The organism is Aminobacter niigataensis (genome assembly GCF_014200015.1).
Lineage (GTDB): Bacteria > Pseudomonadota > Alphaproteobacteria > Rhizobiales > Rhizobiaceae > Aminobacter > Aminobacter niigataensis.
On the sequence record NZ_JACHOT010000004.1, the window covers coordinates 243,358 to 269,926 of the forward strand.

Genomic DNA, 26,569 nt, shown 5'->3' on the forward strand with positions numbered 1-26,569 from the left:
TTGTCCTGCTCACAGCGGTATCGTGTCGTGCTTCTTCCACGGCGCCTCGGCCTTCTTGCCGCGCAGGGCGGCGAAGGCGCGGGCGATGCGGCGGCGCGACGAATGCGGCATGATCACTTCGTCGATGAAGCCGCGCTCGGCGGCGACGAAGGGATTGGCGAAGCGTTCTTCATATTCCCTGGTGCGGGCGGCAATCTTCTCCGCGTCGCCGAGTTCCGAGCGGTAAAGGATCTCGGTCGCGCCCTTGGCACCCATCACCGCGATCTCGGCGGTCGGCCAGGCATAGTTGATGTCGGCGCCGATATGCTTGGACGCCATGACGTCATAAGCGCCGCCATAGGCCTTGCGCGTGATCAGCGTCACCATCGGAACGGTCGCCTGCGAATAGGCGAACAACAGCTTGGCGCCGTGCTTGATGACGCCGCCATATTCCTGGGCCGTGCCCGGCAGGAAGCCCGGCACGTCGACCAAAGTCAGGATCGGGATCGAGAACGCGTCGCAGAAGCGCACGAAGCGTGCTGCCTTGCGCGACGAGTCGATGTCGAGGCAGCCGGCCAGCACCATCGGCTGGTTGGCGACGACGCCGACAGACTGGCCCTCGATGCGCATGAAGCCGGTGATGATGTTCCTGGCGAAGGCTTCCTGGATCTCGAAGAAATCGCTCTCGTCGGCGATGGCGAGGATCAGCTCCTTCATGTCGTAGGGCTTGGCCGCGCTGTCGGGGATCAGCGTGTCGAGACGCTTCTCCAGTCGCGCCGGGTCGTCGTGGAACGGCCGGACCGGGGGCTTCTCGCGATTGTTGAGCGGCAGGAAGTCGAACAGCAGGCGAACCTGCTCGAGCGCCTCGATGTCGTTTTCATAGGCACCGTCGGCGACCGAAGACTTCGACGTGTGGGTGCGGGCGCCGCCGAGTTCTTCGGCGGTGACGATCTCGTTGGTGACGGTCTTCACCACGTCGGGACCGGTTACGAACATGTAGGATGAGTCGCGCACCATGAAGATGAAGTCGGTCATGGCAGGCGAATAGACAGCACCACCGGCGCATGGGCCCATGATCACCGAGATCTGCGGCACCACGCCCGAGGCGTCGACATTGCGCTTGAAGACGTCGGCATAGCCGGCGAGCGAGGCAACGCCTTCCTGAATGCGGGCGCCGCCCGAGTCGTTCAAGCCAATGACAGGCGCGCCGTTGCGCATCGCCATGTCCATGATCTTGCAGATCTTCTGGGCGTGCGTCTCCGACAGCGAGCCGCCGAGCACGGTGAAGTCCTGCGAAAAGACATAGACTAGGCGGCCGTTGATGGTGCCCCAGCCGGTGACGACGCCGTCGCCCGCCACCTTCTGCTCGGCCATGCCGAACTCGGTGGTGCGGTGGGTGACATACATGTCGAACTCTTCGAAGGAGCCTTCGTCAAGCAGGACGTCGATGCGCTCGCGCGCCGTCAGCTTGCCCTTGCCATGCTGGGCGTCGATGCGCTTCTGGCCACCGCCGAGGCGGGCTTCGGCGCGGCGGGCTTCCAGTTGTTCGAGTACGGCGCGCATCAGTTCATGCCCTTTGCGGAAAGCCATTTCCAGGCGGCGGGGAAAGCGATGGCCGCAAGCACGGCCTTGGCGATGTCGCCCGGGATGAAGGGATAGAGACCGAAAGCCAGAACCGGCTTGTCCCAGCCGATGACGCCGCCGAGCCAGAGCAGGCCCGGCACGTAGATGATGGCTCCGGCGAGCAGTGCCGCAAGCATGGCGGTAAAGACGTTACGGTCCCAGCCGCGCTCGGCCAGCCAGCCGGCGAGCAAGGCGGCAGGCAGGTAGCCAAGGAGATAGCCGCCGGTCGGGCCCATCATGTAGGCGAGGCCGATGCCCTTTTCCGGCGTGCCGGCGAAGACCGGCAGGCCAAGCGCGCCTTGCGCGAGATAAAGCGCCACGGCCGCGGCGCCACGCACCGGGCCGAGGGCCAGGCCCAGGCCGATGACGACCAGCGTCTGCATGGTCATTGGCACGGGATAGAACGGCACCTGCACCTTTGCGGACAACGTCAAGAGCAGCGAACCCGCGACGACGGCAACGACGTCCATTGTGGTGAGCCGGCTGGTCTGCCTGTCGGCGACGGCTTGGTAGAGCGTCATGAGCTTTCTCCCGCGCTACGAGTTTGAAAACAATGGCCTCTCGCCGCGTCAGCGGCAAGCAGCGAAGTTGGCGCAATAGCCCTGTGGCGCGCGCAGGAAAACAGTTGAAAGTGTGCGAAAGCGTAATATACAAATATGAGAACTGTAAATTGCGAAATTGCAAACATGGCGTCACGCAAACTCTACATCGGCCGCAAGGTGCGCGAGCTGCGCGACGCCAACAAGGCGACGCAGGCGAGCTTCGCCGAGCGCATCGGCATCTCGACCAGCTATCTCAACCAGATCGAGAACAACCAGCGCCCGGTTTCGGCCTCGGTGCTGCTGGCGCTCGCCGAAAAGTTCCAGATCGACATCACCGAGATTTCGCAAGGCGACAGCGACCGGCTGTTGTCGGCGCTGACCGAGGCGCTGAGCGATCCGCTGTTCGAGAACTATGCGCCGAACCTGCAGGAACTGAAGCTGGTGACGCAGAACGCGCCGGGTTTTGCCCGTGCGCTGATCTCGGCGCACCAGGCCTATCGCCGCACTTCGGAGCAGCTGGCGAGCCTCGACGACACGCTGGGCAAGAGCGTCGGCCTGACCGAACCGACGCCTTACGAGGAAGTGCGCGACTTCTTCCACTTCGTCGACAACTACATCCATAGCCTCGACGTGGCGGCTGAGCGGCTAGCCGGCGAGCTCGGCATCGGCGAGCGCGACAGCTATGCGGCGCTCGCAGCACATCTGGACAGCCGGCACGGCGTGCGGATTGCCCGTGCCGAGGCCAATGACGATGCGCTGCGGCGCTTCGATGCCAAGTCGGGCGTGTTGTTCCTCAACCCATACTCGCCGCTCGCCACCCGTAGTTTCCAGATCGCCTTCCAGATCGCCGAGATGGAGATGGAGGCCGAGGTGGCGCAGATCGCCCGCACCGCCGATTTCCGCACCGCCGAGGCGCTGGAAATCTGCAAGATGGGGCTGCGCAACTATTTCGCCGGCGCGCTGACCCTCCCCTACCAGGCCTTCATGCGCGCGGCCGGAGAATTGCGCCACGATCTCGAACTGATGGCGGCGCATTTCGGTGCCTCGATCGAGCAGGTGGCGCATCGGCTCAGCACGCTGCAGCGGCCGGGCCACAAGGGCGTACCGATCTTCTTTGCCCGCATCGACCGCGCCGGCAACATCACCAAGCGCCACAGCGCCGCCAAGCTGCAGTTCGCCCGCTTCGGCGCGGCGTGTCCGCTGTGGAATGTTCACCAGGCCTTCGAGACTCCGGGCCGGATCATCCGCCAGCTGGCCGAGACGCCAGACGGCGCGCGCTATCTCTGCATCGCCACGGAGATCTCCAAGGGCGGCGGCGGCTTCAACGCGCCGCACCGGCGCTATGCCATCGCGCTCGGCTGCGAGGTCACCTATGCCCAGGATTTCGTCTATGCCGACGGGCTGGAGTTGGGCAGCAAGACGGCCTTCGATCCGATCGGCATCTCATGCCGCATCTGCGAGCGCACCAACTGCCAGCAGCGCGCTGTGCCGCCGCTCAAGCGCAAGCTGGTGATCGACCGGGATGTCAGGCATCCCCTTCCCTACAGGATCGGCTAGACTTCTAGTTGTTCCTTGGGGCGAACAGAGCACCAGCGGCGAGCGTCAGCCAACCCAACATCATGCCGGTTCCGCCCATGGGGGCGGCGAAGGGAAACAGCCGCTGGCCGAGATAATCGCGCGCCAGCAGATCGCCTGAGAACACCAGCACGGCCAGCAGCAGGATGGCCGCGCCGATGTGCAGGATCCTGCTGCCGGCAGCCACCAACGACAACGCGATCAGCGCCGGCGCATGAAAAAGCAGGAAGTTGGCTGCTGTCGCGACGTTGGTGCTGCCGCCATGGCTCGCCGCTGCCGAAAGTGCCACGCCCGCCGCGCCGAAAACAGCGCCGGCAGCAAACAGAACCCGGTCGAATTTCATGCTTTCCGCTCCTCGATTCACGGAGGGCGATCATACAGATGCCCGGCATGAAATGTTCCGCCGACTTTGCGCCGATTGCCGCAGGATGGCCGCTTTCCTGTGGACCTTGAACAGGCGGGCATGAATGGCCGTTTGGCGATCCGGCCGGCAGTCACTATGTTCGCGCACCCGTTCAACAGGCACCAGGAATCCATGGCTGGCGACATCAGGAAAATCGCTGCGATCATCGCAGCCGAGATCAATGCGAAGGCCGAGCAGGTCATAGCGGCAGTCGGACTGCTGGATGAGGGTGCGACCGTGCCTTTCGTCGCCCGCTACCGCAAGGAAGTCACTGGCGGCCTGGACGACACCCAGCTGCGCGATCTCTCCGAGCGCCTTGTCTATCTGCGCGAACTCGAAGCGCGGCGCGCGGCGATCGTCGAATCCATCACAAGCCAGGGCAAGCTGACCGACGATCTGGCGATCCGCATCGCCACTGTTACCACCAAGGCCGAGCTTGAGGACATCTATCTGCCCTACAAGCCCAAGCGCCGGACCAAGGCGGAAATCGCCAGGGAGCGCGGCCTCGGGCCGCTCGCCGAAGCCATCCTCGCCGACCGCAGCCTCGTACCGGTTGAGCTTGCCGTTGCCTATGTCGCTGGCGAGGTTGCCGATGTGAAGGCAGCGCTCGAAGGCGCGCGCGACATCGTCGCCGAAGGCATCTCGGAAAACGCCGAGCTTCTCGGTCGCCTGCGCACCCACATGAAGGAGCGCGCGGTGATGCGTGCCCGCGTCGTCGATGGCAAGCAAGAGGCCGGGGCCAAGTTCTCCGACTACTTCGACCATTCCGAGCGCTGGGCCGGCGTGCCCAGCCACCGCGCGCTCGCCATGCTTCGCGGCCGCAACGAGGATGTGCTGTCGCTTGACCTCGAGATCGACGCCGACGACACCTCGCCGGTCAAGCCGGTCGAGCGGATGATTGCCGCTGCCTATGCGATTGGCGCGACGCTGCCCGGCGACCAGTGGCTGATGACCGTCGCCGGCTGGACCTGGCGCGTGAAGCTGTCTCTGTCGCTGTCGCTCGACCTGATGCGCGATCTGCGCGAGGCGGCCGAGGAAGAGGCGATCCGCGTCTTCTCGCGCAACCTCAAGGACCTGCTGCTTGCCGCTCCCGCCGGCTCGCGCGCCACGATGGGTCTCGATCCGGGCATCCGTACCGGCGTCAAGGTGGCGGTCATCGATGCCACCGGCAAGGTGCTCGACACCACCACCGTCTACCCCTTCCCGCCCAGGAACGACGTGCGCGGCACCCAGGCCGAGCTTGCCCGGCTGATCATCCGCCACAAGGTCGAACTGATCGCCATCGGCAACGGTACCGGCAGCCGGGAAACCGAGCGCCTCGTCGCCGACATGCTGGCTGAGCTGCCGGCGCCCAAGCCGACCAAGGTCATCGTCAGCGAGGCCGGCGCGTCGGTCTATTCGGCATCCGCCACGGCTGCCGCCGAATTCCCCAATCTCGACGTGTCGCTGCGCGGCGCGGTGTCCATCGCACGCCGCCTGCAGGACCCGCTCGCCGAGCTGGTCAAGATCGAACCCAAGTCGATCGGCGTCGGCCAGTACCAGCACGACGTCGACCAGTACCGGCTCGGCCGTTCGCTCGAAGCGGTGGTCGAGGACGCGGTGAACGCCGTCGGCGTCGACCTCAACACGGCCTCCGCCCCCCTTCTCGCCCGCGTCTCCGGTCTCGGGCCGTCGCTCGCCGAGTCGATCGTGGCGCATCGCGACGCCTCGGGCGCCTTTGCCACGCGCCGCGACCTGCTCGCCGTGCCACGGCTCGGCCAGCGTGCCTTCGAGCAATGCGCCGGCTTCCTGCGTATCCGCGACGGCAAGGAACCGCTCGACTCATCGTCGGTCCACCCCGAAGCCTATGGCGTGGCCAAGAAGATCGTGGCGTCCTGCGGCCGTGACCTGCGCCAGTTGATGGGCGACAGCGCCGCGCTGAAGGCAATAGATCCGCGCGCGTTCGTCGATGAGCGTTTCGGCCTGCCGACGGTGCGCGACATCATCGCCGAGCTGGAAAAGCCAGGCCGCGATCCGCGTCCGGGCTTCAAGACCGCGACCTTCGCCGACGGTGTCGACGACATCAAGGACCTGAAGCCGGGCATGTTGCTCGAGGGAACCGTCACCAACGTCGCCGCCTTCGGCGCCTTCGTCGACATCGGCGTGCACCAGGACGGGCTTGTCCATGTGTCGCAGCTCGCCGACAAGTTCGTGAAGGACCCACACGAGGTGGTGAAGGCGGGCGACGTGGTGAAGGTCCGCGTCGTCGAGGTCGACATCCCGCGCAAGCGCATCGGGCTGACCATGCGCAAGGACGGCGGCGAGGCAGCCCCGCGCACGGCAGCGCCGGCCAAGGGCCGCGACATGAAGTTCGCCTCGTCCAAGCCACAGCAGGGCAAGCAGGACCAGCAAGGCGCGTTCGGCGCGGCGCTGCTCGAGGCGATGAAGCGTAAGTAAGGCGGCTTCATACCCTCCCCTTGTGGGGAGGGTCGATCCACGCAGCGGATCGGGGTGGAGGTAGAGAGAGGCTGTCGCAGCGGCATGATCGCCCTTGCCCGGCTCGCCGTTCGTGCTTAGAAAGCCCGGGAAAACGCGGCCCTGGGCCGCATGCGAAAGGTGCCGTGATCCCATGTCCAAGTGGAAAGACGTCAAGAAGGTCGTGCTCGCCTATTCCGGTGGCCTCGACACATCGATCATCCTGAAGTGGCTGCAGACCGAGCTCAATGCGGAGGTTGTCACCTTCACCGCCGATCTCGGCCAGGGCGAGGAACTCGAGCCGGCGCGCAAGAAGGCCGAGATGATGGGGATCAAGGAGATCTTCATCGAGGACGTGCGCGAGGAGTTCGTCCGCGACTTCGTCTTCCCGATGTTCCGCGCCAATGCCGTCTATGAAGGCGTCTACCTGCTCGGCACCTCGATCGCGCGTCCGCTGATCTCCAAGCATCTCGTCGACATCGCCCGCAAGACCGGCGCCGACGCCATCGCCCATGGCGCCACCGGCAAGGGCAACGACCAGGTCCGCTTCGAGCTGTCGGCCTACGCGCTGAACCCCGACATCAAGATCATCGCACCATGGCGCGACTGGTCGTTCAAGTCGCGCACCGACCTGCTCGACTTCGCCGAAAAGCACCAGATCCCGGTCGCCAAGGACAAGAAGGGTGAGGCCCCCTTCTCGGTCGACGCCAACCTCCTGCACTCGTCCTCCGAGGGCAAGGTGCTGGAAGATCCGGCCGTCGAGGCGCCCGAATACGTGCACATGCGCACGATTTCGCCTGAGGCAGCACCGGACAAGGCGACGGTCATCAAGATCGGCTTCGAAAAGGGCGATGCCGTGTCGATCAACGGCGAGCGCCTGTCGCCGGCGACCCTGCTCGCCAAGCTCAACGACTATGGCCGCGACAACGGCATCGGCCGTCTCGATCTGGTCGAGAACCGCTTCGTCGGCATGAAGAGCCGCGGCGTCTACGAGACCCCCGGCGGCACGATCCTGCTGTCGGCGCACCGCGCCATCGAATCGATCACGCTCGACCGTGGTGCGGCGCACCTCAAGGACGAGCTGATGCCGCGCTATGCCGAGCTGATTTATTACGGCTTCTGGTTCTCGCCCGAGCGCGAGATGTTGCAGGCGGCGATCGACAGGAGCCAGGAGCATGTCGAAGGCGAAGTCACGCTCAAGCTCTACAAGGGCAACGTCATGGTCATCGGACGCGAGAGCGAAAAGTCGCTCTATTCCGACAAGTTGGTGACCTTCGAGGACGACCAGGGCGCCTACGACCAGAAGGATGCCGCCGGCTTCATCAAGCTCAACGCCCTGCGCCTGCGCACGCTGGCCGCGCGCAACCGGTGAGATCAGCCAAAATCTGGCAGTTTAGTTTGGAGGTGCTTCGGCGCCTCCCTTCGTTTCAGGCCTCGCCCTGATACATGTCGGCGAGGTAGATCCGCTTGGCCGCGTCGTCGCGTGTTGAAAACAGATAGCGGACGAAGGCCTGGCGTTCGTGGTCGACCGCCGCAAGCTCCCAGACGCAGAAGGTCGCGCGGTGCGGCCCTGGCAGGGTAAACAGCGAGAAATCGGGAGCGTCCGCGGTCTTGGCATAGACCGTCTCCCACATCTCGTTGGCATTGCGCCACGAACTCACCAGAAGGAAGTGAAAATCGGCGCCGCAGCGGTGCAGGACGACGAAGCCGAGCTCGCCCTTGAGGTTGAGGCGCCCGGTCGCCGTTTCGGCTGCCAGGAAGCGCTGCGCCAAAGCGCAGGTTTCGCGCGTCACGGGCGTCGCATCTTCGGCAATGTCATACCATTTGAGCAGCCCGCCGCCTGCCGGCACGGCGAGTCCAGGTGTGACTGACTTGGGGTAGTGGCTGTAGCCCTGAATATTGCCGTAGGCGGAAAGGTCGCCCGGCAATGCGTTGAGAGCGTTCATCGTTCGTTCCTCGGCCGCATCGAAAAAACCCGACGTCTCCGCCGGGTTCATTCAATATGCGCCGATGGTCGCCCCTTGGCCAGCAGGATGGCGAACCATCCTGACACCTGCCAAACGGCCGCCTTGGTCAGTTGCCGTCGATCTCGGCGCCGATGATGGCGATCGCCTGCTGGTAGACGCTGGCCGCGTTCCAGCCCTGCAAGGCGCCGAAATTGGCCTGGCCGGGCTGATAGCCGCCGCCGGCGCTCCAGCCGTGGCCGCGCAGGAAGTTGGCCGTCGAGGCCAGCGCGTCGGCCTTCGAGCGGACCATGTCGATCTTGCCGTTGCCGTCGCCGTCGGCGCCGAATTTCAGCACGTTGACCGGCAGGAACTGGGTCTGGCCGATCTCGCCATGCGCGGCACCAACGGCGCTGGGGCTCAGCGTGCCGTTCTGGACGAGCTTGAGCGCGGCATAGAGCTGATCGGTGAAATATTCCGAACGACGGCAGTCGTAGGCCAGCGTCGCCACGGCCGACAGCGTGTGCTGGTTGCCGAGGAAGCCGCCAAAGCCGGTTTCCATGCCCCAGATCGCGATCAGCGGGCCGGCCGGCACGCCGTAACGCGCCTCGATGCTCTGGAACAGCGCCGCGTTCTGCTTCTTGATGGTCTTGCCCTTGGAGGCAATTGTCTTGCCGCCACGCTTGGCCATGAACTGGTCGAGCGAGAGCTTGAAGCTCTTCTGGTTGCGGTCGGCATAGATGGTCTTGGTTGCGTAGGTCGTCTTGGCAAGCGCGTTGAGCGCGTTGCCGCTGATGCCGTTGGCCGCCGCCTCCTGAGCGAAATCGGCCTTCCACGCCTCGAAGCCGCCCGCGTTGTTGCCGCACTGGGCGGCGTATGCGCCGCCAGCTGTCACCGCCAGAACGGCGGAGGCTGCAGCAAAAGTCTTCACCTTGGCAAGTACTGCCATGCCGTTCTCCTGATGCCTGAATCATTCCCCTGGGAGGGATGTTGCCAGCCGAACGCTCTCTTGTCATCGTTAAGAAGGCGTTTACGTCCCCACCGTCTTGCAATGGCTGGTGGCAAAAAACTCGCATACGATCAAGCGGTGAATGTGGCGAGAGCGGGGAAAAACCATGAAAGATGTCGATGTTGTGATCATCGGCGCCGGTTCTGCCGGCCTTTCGGCGGCAAAAGTGCTGCGTTCAGCCGGTTTGAGCTTCAACGTGCTGGAGGCAATGGACCGCATCGGCGGCCGCGCCTGGACCAGCAACCGGCATTTCGGTGTGCCCTTCGACATCGGTTGCGCCTGGCTGCACGCCGCCGACCGCAACCCCTATTTCTCGGAGGCTCAGGCCGCCGGCTGGACGATGCATCACCACGACATGAACATCGACCATCTCTACTATCGCAACCGCAAGGCGAGCGAGGCCGAGGAAGCGGCGGTCAAGGCAGCGGACGCTGCGATGGCAGCGCTGCTGGAAAACCACAGCGACATGGATGATCGCCTTGGCGCTCTTTTGGCCAAGGGACGGTCGTCGCGCGCCGCCGCCACCTTCTGCGGCCCGATGGACTTCGGTGCCGACGAGGACGAGATCTCCATCGCCGACTTCAGGAATGCCGCCGACCTCGACCCCAACTACTTCACCAGGGAAGGCTATGGCGCACTCGTTGCGCGTTTCGGCGCCGACGTACCGGTCGAACTTGCCACGCCGGTAACCCGGATCGACTGGGACGGTGCCGGTGTCGCCTGTCTCACCGATCGTGGCACGCTGCGCGCCAGCGCGGCCATCGTCACGGCATCGCCCGGGGTACTGGCCTTCGAGGAGATCGTCTTTTCGCCGGCCCTTCCCGACAGCCACATGGCCGCGTTTTTCGACCTGCCGATGGGCATGCTGACCAAGCTGCCGGTTGAAATCAGGGGCAGCCGCCTCGGACTCAATGCCTTCGACGACCTTCTGGTCGAGCGCACGGCGCGGCATGACATCTATTTCCTCGGCTTTCCGTTCGACCTCGACCTGATGGTCGGTTTTGTCGGCGGCGACTTTGCCTGGGAGCTGTCGGCTGCCGGCGAAGCTGCCGGCATCGACTTCGCCACGGACCGGCTGTGCGAGATCTTCGGCAACGACACCCGCCGGCATGTAGGTCGCGCGATGATGACCAACTGGGGTGCCGAACGTTATGTCAGGGGCGCCTATGCCGCGGCCCGGCCCGGACGATCCGGGGCGCGCGCGGCATTGATGCAGCCGGTTGGCGAGCGCATCTTCTTTGCCGGCGAGCACCTTGCAGGACCGCTGATCCAGACCTGCGGCGGCGCCCGGCTGTCAGGCGAAGCGGTGGCCAGGCAGGTCGTTGCGCAACTCGCGGCGTAAAGCCGGCACATATGAACATGCTACAATTCGTGAGCGGAACCGGTCTTCTGGACCGGAACTGACAGGTGCTTGGGCCGTTTTCGCCTCCTGAGGGACCAAGAAAACGGAGCGAAAAAATGAAAACCAAGCTGTTGTTTCCCGCTGTGGCGGGCGCGCTTCTCGCCTTCTCCGGCCCGTCATTTGCAGATGTCGCGGTCCAGGCGGCCACCGATCTCAATGTCCGTGCCGGCCCTGGCCCGCAATACCCGGTTGTCGGCGTCATCGGTGCCGGCCAGGCCACAACGCTGCGCGGCTGCCTCGAAAGCAGCAAATGGTGCAGCGTCGCCGATTCAGGCGGCGAGGGCTGGGTCTATTCCGACTATCTGGTCGGTGATTTCGGCGGCCAGCAGGTCGTGCTATCGGCACGCCCGGCCGATTCAGGCATCGTGGTCGTCGATCCGCCAGCCGGCGGCGCCGATGTCGTCATAGATGGGACGACGGGCGCGATCATCGCCGGCGAAGCCATGCCGGCCATCGACCCCCCCGTCGAGGTCCGCACCTATGTGACAGACAACCGGATCGAGCCGGTCTATCTGGACGGCGAAGTGGTCGTCGGCGCCGGATTGCCCGATACAGTCGAACTGACTGAAATCCCCGACTCCGAGTACCGCTATGTCTACGTCAACGGCCAGCCGGTACTGGTCGAGCCTTCTACCCGCCGCGTCGTCTATGTGATGCGTTGAGTTGAAGCGGCCGCCGGGCACCTGTCCGGCGGCTTCGTTTCACACATGGACCTGTGCCAGGGCGCTTTCAGCCGCATCGTCAAGCGGCCGGAACGAAACGTAGAGCAGCCAGAAGTAGAACCCCGCGACGCCTGTCAGGATCAACCAGCCCGGTGCAAGACCAAGGCTGGCATTGGCCGCTACCTCCCACAGCGATGAGACAAGGTCCCTGCTGCCGCCGGAGACCTGCAGCTTGGGCGTCGAAATCTTGAGCACCCATGCGAGCAGCAGGATCAGGAACATCCAGATGTAATTGCGTCTCAGCCGCCGCGAGAAGGCATCGGCGTAGGAGATGCGAAACTGCGGCTCCCGGAGGCTGTCGCCAAGCATCTGGCGCCAATTTGCGGTTTCCCCGGCCCCAGGCGAAAAAATCGGTGCGAAGTAATACCGTTCGAAGGTGCGGACGCGCGACCGGTAGACGTCAAAGAAGCGGTAGCGCCGTGCTTCGATCCAAAGCAGCAGGAAAATGAGCAGCATGGCAAACAGGAGCACGCCGTGATGAGCGTTGGGTGTCGACAGGGACACCGACATCATCGCGGCCACCACCGTGATCGCCCAGTTGCTCGTCTGGTCTATCCGGTCGCGCCACCCGGCCATCCTGGCCATTTCGGCGCGATGGTAATGTGCCATGGTGTTGACGATTTCGGTCGAGGTTGAAGGCAGCAGCGCGACCTGCTGTGGCAAAGATGAACTGGCGCTTTCGGGCATGGCAGCCTCCCTGGACATCCCCGGAGTGCCTGCATCAGGAAGGGCACAAGCCTCCTGGCGATGCTGTTGCGGCGCGGGCCGGGCCGACGGGTTTGCGGCTGTCTCGGCGGCAGGCCACGCTGGGGGCCCGAATATCCTGCGCCGGCGCAAATCCTATACCTGTTGCGAGGGGATCGCGCGGAAATCGACGACAAAGGTTCAGATTTTCGCCGCGGCTGCTTTCCTGGCTGCCTTGGCCGGACGCTTCATCAAGTGTTCGAAATCCGCCGGCGGCAGCGCCTTGGAGTAGAGATAGCCTTGTCCGACACGGCAGCCCATGGCGTAGAGGGCGGCTTCCTGCGCGCGCGTCTCGATGCCCTCGGCGACGACGGCCAGCCCCATGTCCCTGGCCATGCCGAGCACCGCGCGGACGATCGCGGCATCCTGCGGTTGGCTCAGCATGTCGCGGATGAAGCTGCGATCGATCTTGAGCAGCGTCAGCGGAAAGCGCTTGATGGTGCTGAGCGCCGCATGGCCGGTGCCGAAATCGTCGAAGGCAAGGCCGACGCCTGCCTCGCCCAGCTTGCGGAACGGTGCCAGCGTGCGCTCTTCATGGTCGAGGGCGATGGTCTCGGTCACTTCCAGTTCCAGGGCGTCGGCCGGCAGCCCGTGGCGGGCCAGCGTGGTCAGCACGGTTTCCGCCAGATTTCCCGCATTGACCTGCACCGCAAACAGGTTGACCGCCATGGAGATGGGGGCCAGCCCGCGGGCGCGCCATTCCGCCGATTGGCGACATGCCTCGTCGAGGATCCAGCCGCCGACGGTCAGCGCGCCGGAATGCGATTCAAGCACGGCAAGGAAGTCGGCAGGCGAAAGCAGCCCGCGCGAAGGATGGTTCCAGCGCAACAGCGCTTCGGCGCCCAGCACCTTGCCGCTCTCCAGGCAAACCTGCGGCTGGTAGTGCAACACGAATTCGCCGGCGCCGATTGCCCGCAACAGCTCGTCCTGCAAGGCGCGCCGGGCAGCGACCGCGTTGCGCATGTCCGGTTCGAACATGCGGTAGGAATTGCCCTGCTGCCGCGCCCGGTAGAGCGCAAGGTCGGCGCTGGCCAGCAACTCCTCGGCGTCGCCGCCGTCGCTTGGAGCCACGGCGCCGCCGATGCTGACGCCGAGCTTGATCAGGTGGTCGCCGATCTCGAAAGGCTTTTCGAACGACTGGAGCAGGCTGCTTGCGGCTGCCTCGCCGGCTGAGGGGCTGCCGGTCCCGCGCAGCAAGACGGCGAACTCGTCGCTGCCGAGACGGGCCACCATGGCATTGGCCTCGAGTGCTGCGGGCAGCCGTACGGCGAGCGCCTGCAGCAGTGTGTCGCCGGTGGAGTGGCCCAACGTGTCGTTGACCTTCTTGAAGCCGTCGAGGTCGATCAGCAGCACGGCCGTCTGCTCGCCGGCGGCGAGCGCTTCCTCGAGGCGCGTGTCGAACTGGAAACGGTTCGGCAGGCCGGTCAGCGTGTCCTGATGGGCAAGGCGATGCAGGCGCATGTCGCGCTGCCGCCGGTCGGAGATGTCGCGGATCATGCCGCCCATCGATACGCCGTCCGGCCCGTGCCAGACCGAAAGCGACAGCTCGATGGGGAACTCGCTGCCGTCGCGCCGAAGCGCTGCCACCTCGACCGTCTTGCCGGTCAGCTTCGACGGAGTGCCGGAGCCGACGCGCGCGATGCCAGCGTTGTGGGCACCGCGCAACCTGGGTGGAATGATCAGGTCGAGCGTGTGGCCGACCATGTCGGACCTGGCGTACCCGAACATGCGCTCGGCGGATTTGTTGACGAAGGTGATGTTTCCCGAGGCGTCGATGACGACCAGCGCGAATTCGATGTTTTCGACAAATCCGCCCAGCGACGAGTCGGAAATGCGATCGCCTCCCGGGGATACGACATGCGAGCCGGCCGCATGGTCACACATGGTGGCAAAACACCCTTATAAAATGCATATAGAGCCCCCCGGCAGGCGGCACACTAGAGGGCAAGTCTTAACAGGGATTGACCGTCGCGCCGCGAATGGTTCGAAAGCTCGCGGGAAATGTGCCTTCTCTTGACTCTCTGGCCTTTTTCCTGTCTACAGCCCACAAATTCCGCGACGAGTTCCACTCCGAGCGGCCGACCGGGACGCCCTTAGCGGCACAAAACGATCCCGGAGGCCAACACCCGGCAGCGCAGTGCGCCCCCGGGTGCTTTTTGGTTTGGTTCGCAGTCGCAGAGGCATTACCTCTCGGTTCGCCACCGGTTGGCTGAGAGAAGGGAAGTTGAATGTTTGAATCGCTGCAAGAGCGACTTGGATCGATCCTCAACGGCCTGACCGGCCGTGGCGCGCTGTCGGAAGCCGATGTCTCGGCTGCCCTGCGCGAGGTTCGTCGTGCCTTGCTCGAAGCGGACGTCGCACTCGAAGTGGTCCGCTCCTTCACCGATCGCGTCCGCGAGAAGGCGGTCGGCGCGGCGGTCCTGAAATCGATCAAGCCCGGACAGATGGTCGTCAAGATCGTCCATGACGAGCTGATCGAGATGCTCGGCTCCGAAGGCGTCGCCATCGACCTCAATGCGCCGGCGCCGGTTGTCATCATGATGGTCGGCCTGCAGGGCTCGGGCAAGACGACGACCTCGGCCAAGATCGCCAAGCGGCTGACCGAGCGCCAGGGCAAGAAGGTCCTGATGGCCTCGCTCGACACGCGCCGTCCGGCAGCGCAGGAGCAGCTGCGCCAGCTCGGCGAGCAGACAAAGGTTGCCACCCTTCCCGTCATTACCGGCCAGTCACCGGTCGACATCGCCAAGCGCGCCGTCCAGGCGGCCAAGCTCGGCGGCCATGACGTCGTCATCCTCGATACCGCCGGCCGTACCCATATCGACGAGCCGCTGATGGCCGAGATGGCCGACATCCGCAAGGTGTCGGACCCGCACGAGATCCTGCTCGTCGCCGACTCGCTGACCGGCCAGGACGCCGTCAACCTCGCCAAGAATTTCGACGACCGCGTCGGCATCACTGGCCTGGTGCTGACCCGCATGGACGGCGACGGCCGTGGCGGTGCCGCGCTTTCGATGCGTGCCGTCACCGGCAAGCCGATCAAGCTGATCGGCGTCGGCGAGAAGATGGAAGCGCTGGAGGAGTTCTATCCCAAGCGCATCGCCGACCGCATCCTCGGCATGGGCGACATCGTTTCGCTGGTCGAGAAGGCAGCCGAAAACATCGACGCGGAAAAGGCCGCGGCGATGGCCAAGAAGATGCAGTCGGGCAAGTTCGACCTGAACGACCTCGCCGACCAGCTTGGCCAGATGCAGAAGATGGGCGGCATGGGCGGCATCATGGGCATGATGCCAGGCATGGGCAAGATGAAGGACCAGATGGCTTCGGCCGGCCTGGACGACAAGATGTTCGGCCGCCAGATCGCCATCATCTCGTCGATGACCAAGGCCGAGCGCGCCAACCCCGACGTTTTGAAGCATTCGCGCAAGAAGCGCATCGCCGCCGGCTCCGGAACCGATGCGGCCGAAATCAACAAGCTGCTCAAGATGCATCGCCAGATGGCCGACATGATGAAGGCCATGGGCGGCAAGGGCAAAGGCGGCGGTCTCATGCGCGGCATGATGGGCGGCCTTGCTTCAAAGATGGGCCTCGGCGGCATGATGCCGGGCATGGGCGGCATGCCCGACCTGTCGAAGATGGATCCCAAGCAGCTCGAAGCGCTGCAGAAGCAGGCGGAAGCCGCCGGCCTCGGCCAGGGCCTCAAGGGCCTGCCCGGCGGTGGACTTCCCGGTGGCGGTTTGCCGGGCCTGCCTGGCGGCATGAAGCTTCCGGGCCTCGGTGGCGGCCTGCCTGGCCTCGGCAAGAAGAAGTGAGGAGCGCGCGATGACCGATATCAATCCTCAGGCGCAGCTCCAGGAGCTGCGTGCCTCGATCGACAACATCGATGCCGCCCTGATCCATATGCTCGCCGAGCGCTTCCGCTGCACCAAGGCGGTGGGCGTGCTCAAGGCGACCCATGGCCTGCCGCCGGCCGATCCGGCGCGCGAGCAGACCCAGATCGAGCGCCTGCGCCGTCTGGCCGACGATGCCCATCTCGATCCGGATTTCGCGGAGAAGTTCCTCAACTTCATCATCCGCGAGGTGATCCGGCATCATGAAATGCTGGCCGCCGAACATAACGGTGGCTCAGACAGGACTACCTCCGCCTGAGGCGGAACAAGCAGAACATACCAAACCCAAGACAGAACTATTCAGGAGTAAGACAATGTCCCTTAAGATCCGCCTGGCCCGCGCCGGCTCGAAGAAGCGCCCCTACTACCACATCGTCATCGCCGACGCCCGCAGCCCGCGCGACGGCCGCTTCATCGAGGCGATCGGCGCCTGGAACCCGCTGCTGCCCAAGGACGGCGATCGCGTGAAGATCGACGGCGACCGCGTCAAGCATTGGATGGCGAACGGCGCGCTGCCGACCGACCGCGTTGCCCGCTTCCTCGACGAGGCTGGCCTTGTGAAGCGCGAAACCCGCTCGAACCCGACCAAGGGTGAGCCGGGCAAGAAGGCCCAGGAGCGTCTGGCTGCCCTGAAGAAGGCCCAGGACGATGCAGCCGCCGCGATCGCCGCTGCCGCCGCTGCCCCGGCCGAGGCTTCTGCCGAGTAATTTTCGCCCAACCGGCGACTGGAGAACGGCGGGCCGCAAGGTCCGCCGTTTTCGTTTGCATCTGCCTTGGTTCATCCAACTGGCAGCAGTCGAGTCGCCAGCCGGTCGCTTGACCGCTTCTCGTGGCCGCGCCACCTTGCCACGGCGCGGGCCAGGAGGAGCAGGCGATGTCCAGCAGCACTTCGATCAATGCCAACGGTGTGTCCGAGCCCTTCGCGGCGGAATCCGTGCCGCTCGAGGCCTTTTCGCAGGGCGAGCGTTTCGGTTCGAGTTTCAGGCACCTATCCAATTTCGCAGGCGGCGACCACGTCGGCGTGGCGCTGGAAGAACTCGCGCCGGGCAAGGAATCCAACCCGTCGCACTATCACATGCTTGAGGAGGAGCACGCCTACATCCTCGAGGGCGCGCTTACGCTTCGGCTCGGCGCACGCGCCTATGTCATGAAGGCCGGCGACTATGTCTGCTTTCCGGCAGGGCAAAAGGTCGGACACTCGCTGTTCAACCATACGAACGAGCCCTGCCGCTATCTCATCATCGGCGAGCGCGATCCCAACGATGTCATCGTCTATCCCGACTCCGGCCGGGTCAGCGTCCGGCTGACCGGGGAGGGCTACCGCAAGGCGGCGACGATGGACTACTGGGAGGGCATCGACACGACCGCTGCCGGAACTGCGACCCCGGCTGCGCACCCTCAGGAATAGAAGAAGTTCTCGGCGGCCAGCATCGGCGGCGGCGTTTCACCCAAGGCCTCGAACACCGAGATCTCGCAGACGCGGCACAGGCCGTCGAGGGCAAGGTCGTTGGCCTCCATGCCGAAGGGGTCCTCCAGCTCTTCCGAGAGCGCGTCGAGGCCGAAGAAGGTGTAGGCGATCAGTGCGGTAAACAGCGGCGTCGCCCAGCCAGCGGACGCCGCCAGGCCGAATGGCAGGAGCAGGCAGAAGACATAAGCCGTGCGCTGCAGGAGCAGCGTGTAGGCGAAGGGCAGGGGCGTGCCCATGATGCGTTCGCAGCCCGCCTGCAGGGCGGCGATCGCCGACAGCCGCTCGTCGAGGATGCGATAGTCCATGGCTTCCAGAACCTTGGCGCGCTTGAGCAGGGCGAGCCTCGTGCCCATGCGGCGGATGGTGGCGTCCGGCTTGTTGGTGGCGGCATGGATCTCGTCGACGGCGTCGCCGATGAAGGGGCGGGCTGCCTCGCGCGTGTCGACGCGGCGCAGTTCGCCGCGCAGGAAGTGGCAGAAGGCCAGCGCATCCATCAGGAACGGCCGCAACTCGTCGCGGTCCGAAATCATCGCGTTGGAGGCGCGCGACAGGTTCCGGATCTCGAAGACCAGCTGGCCCCACAGCTTGCGCGCCTCCCACCAGCGGTCATAGGCGGCGTTGTTGCGGAAACCGAGATAGATCGACAGGGCGACGCCAAGCAGGGCGAAGGGCGCGACGCCGGCGTCACCCAGGTTGAGATCGAGCGCCTTGATCGCCGCCACCACCAAAGCGCCGTAGAGCGCGAAGCCGAAGATCTGCGGCAGGATGCGCGGCACGACGGACCCGCGCATGACGAAGAACAGTTTCAGCAGGCCGGTGCGGGGGCGGACGATCATGCGGGCGGAAACCTCTGGCGGTGCCGTGAGGCCGCCATTGTGCGCCGAAGGCTATCGGGAAGTCACCTCCAAATGCGACGTTGGCGCCAGTTTCGTCGAAATGATTCAGTCACTTGGCGGCTCGACGCGGGCTACCGCCATTTGCTGGGCCGGCCAGGGTTCAGCGACGTGTGTTCTTGCCGGTCAACAGTTCCAGCAGACTGCGGAACGGACCGCCGCGGCGAAGCTTGCGAACCTCGGCTGCCAGCTCCGCGGTCCTGCCCGAGAGTTCGCCCATGGCGAAATGAAACTCCTCGCTTGGTCCCACCCCTTCGCGCAGCTTGATGAAGCGGGGGTCGAAGATACGGTTCTGCTGGAGAAACGTTTCGAGGATCGCGGCCAGGGCCAAATCCTCCTCGGAGGCGACCTTCCTGGGCCAATCCCGTTCGGAAAGGACCGCGCGATAGATCGCCTCGAGTTGCAGTGCGCCTTCGTCGCTGTTGAAGTTCCGCCTGACATGCTGGGTCACACCGGCTGCGTCGTCTGGCCGATAGGCGGCGATTTCCCTGTCCAGGACTTCAGGTGACGCTGCTTCGGAAAGCGCGCCATAGGCAAAGTTGACGGCAGCGAAATCGTCGAGCCGTTGCCTGGTCACCAGGCCGCCGATGCCGAAACGGTCGGCGTTGATGACGGCGCGGCCTTTGGCCAGCGCTTCGAGCGCCATTCGTCCGCTGGCGAAGACCAGGTCGACACCATCGAGGCGCTTGACGACATCGTCGGCTGCCTTTGCCACCAATTCGCCGCGGAAGGCGATGCCGCGCCGTTCGCACGCTTCGGCAATCAAGTTGGCGAAGGGAATGGTGCCGGGGTGGGCAAAGATCGCGGCCGTGTGCAGCTTCACCGGTGCCGGTGCGGCGGGACCGACGCGCTTGAGGTCGATGGTGTTTGGCCAGAACGTGACGCGTGACGGCGGCAGGCCGTTTTCGTCGACAAGCCGGCCGCGCAGCACGCTGCGCACATAGAAATAACGCCTGATGCGGGGATGAACGGGGGGCGCATCCTGGTCGCTGGCGAAGTCATGGCAGGCAAACACCGCCGGCGTGCCGGGAAAGCGGACGAGGGCGGCGATCGTGGGACCCGTGTGGTGGCCGTGAATGATTTCGGGCACTTCACTGAGCGGTGCCAGCGAGGTGACCACCGGCGAGCCGGTGGCGCGGATTTCGGCCGCCGCCGGGCCGGTCACGGGCGCGAAGGTGACGACCGAATGGCCGCGCCGGCGCAGCGCCAGCACCGTGTCGCGGACGAGCGTTTCCGTGCCGCTGCGGCCGGTCAGGACGGCATTGGTCATGAGAATGCGCAGCGGGCGATCTTGGCCGTTTGCGTCTGTCACAGGGCTGGAATGCGCGGCGTCGACGCTGTCACGCGCCATGGCTGGTGGTCCCGATTGCTGGCGCCCGCACTGCCCATCAAGCAATGCTAATGTAGCGTAGCCGGAATCGGGGTCAAGCTTGAGACAGATGCCGAGGCGTCGAACGCACCGGCATCAAATCGCGTCGTGCCGCGTCGCAGGCCATGCCCGACGCGGCACTTTTCCGAGGCTGGCCTCAGGCCGCCTTCTTCTTCGGCGCAATCAGGCCGCGCTCGACCAGCAGTTCGGCGATCTGCACGGCGTTGAGGGCGGCACCCTTGCGTAGATTGTCGGAGACGATCCACATCGACAGGCCGTTGTCGATGGTCTGGTCCTCGCGGATGCGCGAGATGTAGGTCGCATCCTCGCCGGCCGAGTCGAGCGGGGTGGCGTAGCCGCCGTCCTCGCGCTTGTCGATGACCAGGCAGCCCGGCGCTTCGCGCAGGATGTCGCGTGCCTCGTCGGCGGTGATCGGCTTGTCGAATTCGATGTTGACGGCTTCCGAGTGGCCGATGAACACCGGCACGCGTACGCAGGTGGCGGTCAGCTTGATCTTGGGATCGAGCATCTTCTTGGTCTCGGCGACCATCTTCCACTCTTCCTTGGTCGAGCCGTCGTCCATGAAGACGTCGATGTGCGGAATGACGTTGAAGGCGATGCGCTTGGTGAACTTCTTGGCTTCGACCGGGTCGGCGACGAAGACGGCACGCGTCTGGGTGAACAGCTCGTCCATGCCTTCCTTGCCGGCGCCCGAAACGGACTGGTAGGTGGATACGACGATGCGCTTGATGGTGGCGGCGTCGTGCAGCGGCTTGAGCGCCACGACCAGCTGGGCCGTCGAGCAGTTCGGGTTGGCAATGATGTTCTTCTTGGTGAAGCCGGCAATCGCGTCCGGGTTCACTTCCGGAACGATCAGCGGCACGTCCTGGTCATAGCGGAAGGCCGACGAGTTATCGATGACGACGCAGCCCTGCTTGCCGATCTTGGGCGACCATTCCTTGGAAATGTTGCCACCGGCCGACATGATGCAGATATCGGTGTCGGAGAAGTCATAGGTGTCGAGAACCTTGACCTTCAGCGTCTTGTCGCCGAACGACACTTCGGTGCCGAGCGAGCGGCGCGAGGCCAGTGCGACGATCTCATCGACCGGAAAGCCGCGTTCCTCGAGGATGTTGAGCATTTCCCGGCCGACATTGCCCGTGGCGCCGACGACTGCAACCTTGAAACCCATATCGAAAATCTCCTGTCCCTCTCCGCTCGCTTCTGGAGAAAACCCGCTGGCCGTTGCGGGCTTCATCCCCCGGGCCGGACCCGGGAGAGGGTGAGCAGGCCAAGGGAAATCACACCGTTTTGGTGGTGGTGGTTTTGGCCATGGTTTTGGTCGAAAGCAGGGACGCGGTTGCGCGCCCGGCACGATGGTTGGCATCGTGGCCGGGGAAGTCGAATGCGAAAAGCGCCATCAAGAGGCCGCGCATCGGAGGGTTCCCTGTTCGCCGCCGCTTTTAGCCGGTTTGCGTGGAGAGTCAATCGGGGCCGGAGCTGTCGGCCTCCGGCGCTTGTGATTTGACCTTTGTCGCCTAGTACCTAGGCTCGCCGTGGATCGATTGACGGAGGAGCCCCATGGAAATCCTGTCGAAACGCGTCCCCATCGTCGCCACGCTGGCTGCGGCTGCCATGTTCACCCTGCCGGCACTTGCCCATCACGGCTGGTCCTGGACCCAGGACGGCTTTTTCGAGCTCAAGGGTGTCATCGCCGAAATCTACATCGGAAATCCGCATGCCACGCTCGACGTCGATGTCGAAGGCGACATCTGGCGGGTGGAACTCGCCCCGCCGGCGAGAACGATCTCGGCGGGCTTCAGCGACGAGGTCGCCAAAAAAGGCGACGAGGTCACCGCGATCGGAAACCGTTCGCGTGACGAAACCGAAAAACGCATGAAGGCAGTCCGGATCATCGTCAACGGCAAGACCTACGACGTCTATTCGGACCGCGTGCCGCCGAGCTGAGTGGGATCGGGGGACGTGGAGCCGCTGCAGGCTATCGAGCAACTCGACGCCGTCAAGCTGCTCAAGACCTCGTACTTTGCCTACCCGGTGGTCAATGCGGTCCATATCGCCGCCATCGGCGCCTTGCTCACCTCGGTTGCGCTGATGGACCTGCGCATCCTTGGCGCCTTTCGCGCCCTGCCGGAGCGCCCCTTCGTGGCGCTTCTCAGGCGACTTGCCTTCCTCGCCTTCGGGGTGGCCGTGCTGAGCGGGCTCCTGCTGTTTTCGGTGCGCGCGTCGCACTATGCGCAGATGCCGGTGTTTCTCGCCAAGATGAGCCTCATCGGCCTCGCCGGGGCCAATTTCGTGGCGTTCGCCACCGTCGACAAGGGGCTTGATGCGAGTGTCCGTCCGCCGGCGCCACGCGTGCTTGCCGCAACCTCAATCGTGCTGTGGTGTGCCGTCCTGCTGTGCGGCCGCTTCATCGGATTTCAGTGAAGCTACTTTTCCTTCAGCTTGATGCGGGGGAAACGCAGCGGCGGCCACTCGTCGGTGGGCAAGGGTTGCGCTAGCAGCTCGGTGAGCTCAGCGGGCAGGCCGACATGCGCCTGCTTGGTGGCGACGCCGTCGGCGATGCTGATGACGCTGTCGTAGAACTCCAGCCCCATCGCCGATTTCGGCGGGGTGGCCTCGTGCATCACGCTGATCACGGTGACATCGGGGCAGTTGTCCTTGATCGCCTGGTGGAAAGCGATCTTGGCCTCCGGGTCGAGTGCGGCGGTGGCCTCGTCAAGGAACAGCAGACCGGGCTGGAGCAGGAGAATGCGGGCCACCACCAGCTTCTGCTTCTGGCCGCCCGAGAGCACCTGGTCCCAGACCTTGCCCTCGCGCATCTCCTCGCCGAGATGCTCGATGAAATCGCCGAGCCCGGCCTTGTGTAACGCGACCGCAACGCGGGCCTCCGAATGCTCGTCGGCACTGCCCGGCAGGCAGACAAGCTGCTTTAGCGACACTTGCGGCAGCTTGACGTCCTGCGTGGCGTAGAAGGATTTCACCCCCTCGGGATAGATGATGGCACCGCGGCCATACGGCCACAGCCCGTTGATTGCCTTGACCAGGGATGTCTTGCCGCAGCCGGACTCGCCGCGCACGAAGATCCATTCGCCGCGCCTGAAGCGCAGGTTGGAAACGGTCAGGAACGGCGTTGCGTCGCTGCCCCGATGCATCAGTTCGAGATTGCGCACGGTCAGGCCGAAGATTGCGTTCTGACCGCCGTAGCTGAAATCGGAATGGCCGGTAAGGCCATAGAATTCCTGCGGCCGCTGGACGTCCTCGATTGCGTTGGCAAGGTCGATGACGCGCTGGCTGTTGGCTCTGAGCGTGGCGATCGCCGGCATGACGTGGATGAACCACGAGCACTGGCTGATCAGCGAATTCACCAGCTCGGCGCCGGTAATGTAGCCCTTCAGGTTGATCTGGCCATGCATGTAGGGCAGCAGGCCGGGACCGTAGGCGACGAAGCGGGCGGCGACGAAGTTGTAGATGAGCTCGAACGACATGTAGCCGGCATTGACCGTATTGAGCCGCCCCCAAGTCTTGTCGATGTCGAGATAGAGCCGGTCGTGCATCGACCGCTGCACGCTCTCGCCGCGCGAGGCCGCGACGTGGAAGCTGCGGCGCAAGAAGGTCGTCAGCTCGCCGCGGTAGCTGCCTTCGGCCTGCTGCATCCGGATGCTGAGCCGCTCCATCAGCCCGCCCAGCTTGATGGCGATGTAGGTGTTGAGCGGGACATAGGCCCCGACCGCGCCGATCGCCAGCACGAAGCTGCCGTAGTTGCCAAGGAACTCCAGCCCGCGCACCGAGGTCGAGGTTTCCAGAAGCTTCTGGCCGACGAAGAACAGCGAGGCGGCAACGCTCATGACGCCCATGGCCAGGCCGATCGCTCCGCCGGTCATGCCCTTGATCGAATCCTGGACGCGCTGGTCGATGTTGTCGGGGGGAGGAGTGCCGACGCCCGCGGCGTCGACGCCGCCGTGCTGGACATGGAAATGGGTGTGGTTGCCGTCGAGCAGGGCGGCGTTGAAGCGGCTGTTGAGCCAGCCTCGCCACTTTCGGTGCAATGTGGTGGAGAAGAGATGGCGGATGCCGGTAAAGCCCGCATCCTTGATCAGCACGAGAAGAAGCAGCGTGCCGGCACTGGTAAGCAGAGACGCCAGCGGCGTCAGGTTTGTCGGGTCGTGGAAGAAGGCAATCGAATTGACCAACTCACCGGAGGCTTCGGCCATCCAGACGCTGGCCTTGCTGGAAAGTGCAGTGAGGAGGGCTATCACCAGCGTCAGCCCCCAGGCTTCCTTCCAGCGATCCGACATCCAGTAGGCCCGCATCAGGCCCCAGAAGTTGAGCATCGCCGAAACCGGCGTCAGGGGAGGCGGCCTTGCGGCGCCGCGACGCCATCTGTTCACCGATGGATCTCGAGGTCTGTCGACCCGAATCACTGTTTTCCTGCCCCAGTGCCCATTTGCTATTGAAGGGTAACATGAGTTGAGCATTTCACAGTCAACATGTGGTTACCGGCTAATCAATGCATCGCGAGCGTTGCTGGAGGGCAACTGTCCGCTGTCTCCCCACTACCCCGGCCCATTCCGCCCCCGCGCTTGCGGCGCAGCCGAGTTTGGAACAATCTTCGCGCCAATCACGAGGCGACAGATGCGTGGGGACGTACTGCATTACGACGAGACCCAGGGCTTCGGCTTCATCGCCGGAGCCGACGGCAATCGCTACACCTTCGCCCGCGAGGACCTGAGGCACATGGCTGCGGTGAACAAGGGCGCTCAGGTCGAGTTCCAGCCGAGCGGCGGTCAAGCACGGGAGGTTTTTGCCATCCAGGCTCCGCTTGCCGCTTCGTCGGCCTCGGCTCCGGTCCGGGCTGCGGCACCACAGCATTTCGGCCGATTGGCGGCCGACGGGTCATCGCAACCGACCGGCCTGTGGGGCTATTTCCGCAGTGGATTGACCGAAAACTACGTCAATTTCCGCAGTCGCGCCCGGCGCAAGGAATATTGGGGTTTTTATCTGTTCTGGGCGATTTCGGCGGTCGCGCTCTCGACCGTCGGCTTCGGCATCGATGGGTTGATCGGCAACCTCGATGCCGGACTGGAGGAGCCGGTCGCCGGCTTCGCCTTGCCCGGCCTGTTCGTGCTGGCCACGCTGTTGCCCGGCATCGCCATGACCGTACGCCGTATCCACGACCTCGGCCTGTCGGGCTGGTTCTGTCTGCTGATGCTGCTGCCCTATGTCGGCGGGCTGATCACCTTGGTGTTTTCGCTGCTGCCGTCGCAGAAGCACGACAACAAATGGGGGCCGGTGCCGGCGGGGGTAACGGTTCCCCCGCCCTACGTTCCGGCCGCCTAGCGTTAGGCGAAGAACTTCGCGATGATGGCGTCGCCCATCTGGGTCGTGCCGACCTCGGTCTTGCCCTCGGACATGATGTCCTTGGTGCGCAGGCCGTCGTCGAGCACGGCTGCGATTGCCGCTTCCAGCTTGTCGGCCTCGGCTACCATGTTGAACGAGTAGCGCAGGCACATCGCAAAGGACGCGATCATGGCGATCGGGTTGGCGATGCCCTGGCCGGCGATATCGGGCGCCGAGCCATGCACCGGCTCGTAGAGCGCCTTGCGCTTGCCGGTGAGGGCGTCCGGTGCGCCGAGCGAGGCCGAAGGCAGCATGCCGAGCGAGCCGGTGAGCATCGCGGCAACGTCCGACAGCATGTCGCCGAACAGGTTATCGGTGACGATGACGTCGAACTGCTTGGGCCAGCGCACCAGCTGCATGCCGCCGGCATCGGCCAGCATGTGGTCGAGTTTGACGTCGGCGTACTTCGCCTTGTGGGTGGCGGTCACCACCTCGTTCCACAGCACGCCTGACTTCATGACGTTGCGCTTTTCCATCGACGTCACGCGGTTCTGGCGCGTGCGCGCCAGTTCGAAGGCGACGCCCGAGATGCGCTCGATCTCGAAGGTATCGTAGACCTGCGTGTCGACGCCGCGCTTCTGGCCGTTACCGAGGTCGATGATCTGCTTGGGCTCGCCGAAATAGACGCCGCCGGTCAGCTCGCGCACGATCAGGATGTCGAGGCCCTCGACCACTTCCTGGCGGAGCGAGGACGAAGAGGCGAGGGCGGGATAGCAGATCGCCGGACGCAGGTTGGCGAACAGCTCCATGTCCTTGCGCAGGCGCAGCAGGCCGGCTTCGGGGCGGACCTCGTAAGGCACGGCATCCCACTTCGGGCCGCCAACGGCGCCGAACAGAACGGCATCCGCGGCCATCGCCTTGACCATGTCGGCATCGGAGATCGCCTGGCCGTGGGCGTCGTAGGCCGAGCCGCCGACGAGGCCCTCGTCGGTGGTAAAGCCGCTGCCGAGCTTGTCGTTCATGGCCGCAATCAGCTTGCGGACCTCGGCCATGGCCTCGGGGCCGATGCCGTCGCCGGGGAGGAGAAGAAGATTGCGCGTCGCCATGGAAAGCCTTTCCGAAAGATGCGTGAACCGCGGTCTTGCTAGCCTTGGCGGGGCGCGCGTGCAAGCGGGAAAGGCGCGGATTTCTTGAATCT

General features: G+C 64.7%; 25 protein-coding genes. 12 read left to right on the forward strand and 13 right to left on the reverse strand.

Features of this window, described 5'->3' with window-relative positions; genetic code table 11:
* Positions 1-9: 9 nt before the first annotated feature.
* Both GGQ99_RS16365 and GGQ99_RS16370 read right to left on the reverse strand, forming a co-directional pair.
* Positions 10-1,542, reverse strand: coding sequence for an acyl-CoA carboxylase subunit beta (locus GGQ99_RS16365; protein WP_183263354.1), 1,533 nt, complete (start codon positions 1,540-1,542; stop codon positions 10-12).
* Complete coding sequence (locus GGQ99_RS16370) at positions 1,542-2,123, reverse strand: biotin transporter BioY (RefSeq protein WP_108606181.1); 582 nt, start codon at positions 2,121-2,123, stop codon at positions 1,542-1,544. The genes GGQ99_RS16365 and GGQ99_RS16370 overlap by 1 nt, the downstream gene beginning before the upstream one ends.
* A gap of 165 nt (positions 2,124-2,288) precedes the next feature.
* Between GGQ99_RS16370 and GGQ99_RS16375 the strand changes: the two genes are divergently transcribed.
* A complete protein-coding gene (locus tag GGQ99_RS16375; protein ID WP_108606182.1) occupies positions 2,289-3,701 on the forward strand; it encodes a helix-turn-helix domain-containing protein in 1,413 nt (470 codons plus the stop codon).
* Positions 3,702-3,705: 4 nt separating this feature from the next.
* Here the strand turns inward: GGQ99_RS16375 and GGQ99_RS16380 are convergent, their stop codons facing one another.
* The gene (locus GGQ99_RS16380; RefSeq protein ID WP_183263355.1) at positions 3,706-4,062 is read right to left on the reverse strand and encodes a DUF423 domain-containing protein; all 357 of its coding nucleotides are present in this window, start codon (positions 4,060-4,062) and stop codon (positions 3,706-3,708) included.
* A 192-nt stretch (positions 4,063-4,254) separates the two neighbouring features.
* Here GGQ99_RS16380 and GGQ99_RS16385 point away from each other — a divergent pair, with 192 nt between their 5' ends.
* Positions 4,255-6,558, forward strand: a complete 2,304-nt coding sequence (locus tag GGQ99_RS16385) for a Tex family protein (RefSeq protein WP_183263356.1) — start codon at positions 4,255-4,257, stop codon at positions 6,556-6,558.
* A gap of 172 nt (positions 6,559-6,730) precedes the next feature.
* Positions 6,731-7,948, forward strand: coding sequence for an argininosuccinate synthase (locus GGQ99_RS16390; RefSeq protein WP_183263357.1), 1,218 nt, complete (start codon positions 6,731-6,733; stop codon positions 7,946-7,948).
* A gap of 55 nt (positions 7,949-8,003) precedes the next feature.
* Here the strand turns inward: GGQ99_RS16390 and GGQ99_RS16395 are convergent, their stop codons facing one another.
* Complete coding sequence (locus tag GGQ99_RS16395) at positions 8,004-8,522, reverse strand: hypothetical protein (RefSeq protein ID WP_183263358.1); 519 nt, start codon at positions 8,520-8,522, stop codon at positions 8,004-8,006.
* 127 nt (positions 8,523-8,649) lie between these two features.
* Positions 8,650-9,468, reverse strand: coding sequence for a lytic murein transglycosylase (locus GGQ99_RS16400; RefSeq protein WP_108606186.1), 819 nt, complete (start codon positions 9,466-9,468; stop codon positions 8,650-8,652).
* A gap of 166 nt (positions 9,469-9,634) precedes the next feature.
* Between GGQ99_RS16400 and GGQ99_RS16405 the strand changes: the two genes are divergently transcribed.
* Together GGQ99_RS16405 and GGQ99_RS16410 are read left to right on the forward strand one after the other, a co-directional pair.
* Positions 9,635-10,870 carry a flavin monoamine oxidase family protein gene (locus GGQ99_RS16405; RefSeq protein ID WP_183263359.1) on the forward strand — a complete coding sequence of 412 codons (1,236 nt, stop codon included), beginning with the start codon at positions 9,635-9,637 and terminating at the stop codon, positions 10,868-10,870.
* Between the two features lie 116 nt (positions 10,871-10,986).
* Positions 10,987-11,592 (forward strand): DUF1236 domain-containing protein, encoded by a 606-nt coding sequence (locus GGQ99_RS16410; RefSeq protein WP_183263360.1) that lies wholly within the window; start codon positions 10,987-10,989, stop codon positions 11,590-11,592.
* A gap of 39 nt (positions 11,593-11,631) precedes the next feature.
* Here GGQ99_RS16410 and GGQ99_RS16415 read toward each other — a convergent pair whose 3' ends face one another.
* Together GGQ99_RS16415 and GGQ99_RS16420 are read right to left on the reverse strand one after the other, a co-directional pair.
* Positions 11,632-12,357 carry a DUF2270 domain-containing protein gene (locus GGQ99_RS16415; RefSeq protein WP_183263490.1) on the reverse strand — a complete coding sequence of 242 codons (726 nt, stop codon included), beginning with the start codon at positions 12,355-12,357 and terminating at the stop codon, positions 11,632-11,634.
* A 180-nt stretch (positions 12,358-12,537) separates the two neighbouring features.
* Positions 12,538-14,280 carry a putative bifunctional diguanylate cyclase/phosphodiesterase gene (locus tag GGQ99_RS16420; RefSeq protein WP_246389613.1) on the reverse strand — a complete coding sequence of 581 codons (1,743 nt, stop codon included), beginning with the start codon at positions 14,278-14,280 and terminating at the stop codon, positions 12,538-12,540.
* Between the two features lie 344 nt (positions 14,281-14,624).
* On the opposite strand from GGQ99_RS16420, the gene ffh reads away from it, so the two are divergent.
* The 4 genes from ffh to GGQ99_RS16440 all read left to right on the forward strand — a co-directional run bounded on the left by ffh (position 14,625) and on the right by GGQ99_RS16440 (position 17,691).
* A complete protein-coding gene (ffh, locus tag GGQ99_RS16425) occupies positions 14,625-16,205 on the forward strand; it encodes a signal recognition particle protein (RefSeq protein WP_183263361.1) in 1,581 nt (526 codons plus the stop codon).
* 10 nt (positions 16,206-16,215) lie between these two features.
* Entirely contained in the window at positions 16,216-16,542 is a 327-nt protein-coding gene (locus GGQ99_RS16430) for a chorismate mutase (protein WP_108606191.1), read from the forward strand.
* Positions 16,543-16,597: 55 nt separating this feature from the next.
* Positions 16,598-16,990, forward strand: coding sequence for a 30S ribosomal protein S16 (rpsP, locus tag GGQ99_RS16435; protein WP_108606192.1), 393 nt, complete (start codon positions 16,598-16,600; stop codon positions 16,988-16,990).
* A gap of 167 nt (positions 16,991-17,157) precedes the next feature.
* A complete protein-coding gene (locus GGQ99_RS16440; protein ID WP_183263362.1) occupies positions 17,158-17,691 on the forward strand; it encodes a cupin domain-containing protein in 534 nt (177 codons plus the stop codon).
* Here GGQ99_RS16440 and GGQ99_RS16445 read toward each other — a convergent pair.
* The 4 genes from GGQ99_RS16445 to GGQ99_RS26310 form a co-directional block, all read right to left on the reverse strand.
* Positions 17,682-18,587 carry a bestrophin family protein gene (locus GGQ99_RS16445; RefSeq protein WP_183263363.1) on the reverse strand — a complete coding sequence of 302 codons (906 nt, stop codon included), beginning with the start codon at positions 18,585-18,587 and terminating at the stop codon, positions 17,682-17,684. The genes GGQ99_RS16440 and GGQ99_RS16445 overlap by 10 nt on opposite strands.
* 160 nt (positions 18,588-18,747) lie before the next feature.
* Positions 18,748-19,995 (reverse strand): glycosyltransferase, encoded by a 1,248-nt coding sequence (locus GGQ99_RS16450; protein WP_183263364.1) that lies wholly within the window; start codon positions 19,993-19,995, stop codon positions 18,748-18,750.
* A gap of 175 nt (positions 19,996-20,170) precedes the next feature.
* Positions 20,171-21,205, reverse strand: coding sequence for an aspartate-semialdehyde dehydrogenase (locus tag GGQ99_RS16455; protein WP_108606196.1), 1,035 nt, complete (start codon positions 21,203-21,205; stop codon positions 20,171-20,173).
* A 109-nt stretch (positions 21,206-21,314) separates the two neighbouring features.
* A complete protein-coding gene (locus GGQ99_RS26310; protein ID WP_256371662.1) occupies positions 21,315-21,449 on the reverse strand; it encodes a hypothetical protein in 135 nt (44 codons plus the stop codon).
* A gap of 145 nt (positions 21,450-21,594) precedes the next feature.
* Between GGQ99_RS26310 and GGQ99_RS16460 the strand changes: the two genes are divergently transcribed.
* Both GGQ99_RS16460 and GGQ99_RS16465 read left to right on the forward strand, forming a co-directional pair.
* Complete coding sequence (locus GGQ99_RS16460) at positions 21,595-21,981, forward strand: DUF6152 family protein (RefSeq protein WP_183263365.1); 387 nt, start codon at positions 21,595-21,597, stop codon at positions 21,979-21,981.
* A 15-nt stretch (positions 21,982-21,996) separates the two neighbouring features.
* Positions 21,997-22,458 carry a DUF6644 family protein gene (locus tag GGQ99_RS16465; RefSeq protein WP_183263366.1) on the forward strand — a complete coding sequence of 154 codons (462 nt, stop codon included), beginning with the start codon at positions 21,997-21,999 and terminating at the stop codon, positions 22,456-22,458.
* Positions 22,459-22,460: 2 nt separating this feature from the next.
* On the opposite strand, the gene GGQ99_RS16470 is transcribed toward GGQ99_RS16465, so the two are convergent.
* Entirely contained in the window at positions 22,461-24,365 is a 1,905-nt protein-coding gene (locus tag GGQ99_RS16470) for an ABC transporter ATP-binding protein/permease (RefSeq protein ID WP_183263492.1), read from the reverse strand.
* A gap of 301 nt (positions 24,366-24,666) precedes the next feature.
* Between GGQ99_RS16470 and GGQ99_RS16475 the strand changes: the two genes are divergently transcribed.
* Complete coding sequence (locus tag GGQ99_RS16475) at positions 24,667-25,371, forward strand: DUF805 domain-containing protein (RefSeq protein WP_183263367.1); 705 nt, start codon at positions 24,667-24,669, stop codon at positions 25,369-25,371.
* A gap of 2 nt (positions 25,372-25,373) precedes the next feature.
* Here the strand turns inward: GGQ99_RS16475 and leuB are convergent, their stop codons facing one another.
* Positions 25,374-26,477 carry a 3-isopropylmalate dehydrogenase gene (leuB, locus tag GGQ99_RS16480; protein WP_183263368.1) on the reverse strand — a complete coding sequence of 368 codons (1,104 nt, stop codon included), beginning with the start codon at positions 26,475-26,477 and terminating at the stop codon, positions 25,374-25,376.
* Positions 26,478-26,569 lie beyond the last annotated feature (92 nt).